Consider the following 519-nt stretch of genomic DNA (forward strand, 5'->3'; position numbering starts at 1 on the left):
GCGTTCCCTGGTTCGTGCGCTACGTGGAGGAGCTGCGGGAGCTGGGATGGAACCCGATGGTTGGGGAAGCTGACCCGGGAGTGGATGCCGTGCAGATCATGACCTTCCATCAGGCCAAGGGTCGCGAATTCACCGCGGTCTTTCTCACCGGGCTTGTGGAGGATTTCTTCCCCGGACGCATCCAGCGCCCTGTCTTTTCCCTTCCACGGGAGCTCATTTTGGAGGACCTTCCTCCTGATGTGGCCCATGTTGAGGAGCAGCGCCGCCTTTTTTATGTGGGGATGACCCGGGCCAAACGCTACCTTTTCCTCCTTTCATCTGACGACTACCGTCTTCCCGGGGAGGAGCCGCGCAAGCGGCCGGCGAAGATCTCCCGGTTCGTGGTGGAGGCCTTGGGCGAAGAGAACCTCAGCCCCCGAGTGGAACCGAGCGCGCCCCTTTTCCGCATAAGCCGCGCGGCCCGGTCGCCCAGCTCAGTCCCTGCCGCCCGCACAGAAGGTGTTCTCCAGCTCTCCTTCC

General features: G+C 63.0%; 1 protein-coding gene. It reads left to right on the top strand.

Annotated features, from left to right (window positions below):
• Positions 1-23: 23 nt before the first annotated feature.
• Positions 24-519: ATP-dependent helicase (locus tag H5T41_11520; GenBank protein MBC7109388.1), on the top strand; the 496-nt coding region annotated here is incomplete at its 3' end.

It is taken from the genome of Methanomassiliicoccales archaeon (genome assembly GCA_014361295.1).
GTDB lineage: Archaea > Thermoplasmatota > Thermoplasmata > Methanomassiliicoccales > JACIVX01 > JACIVX01.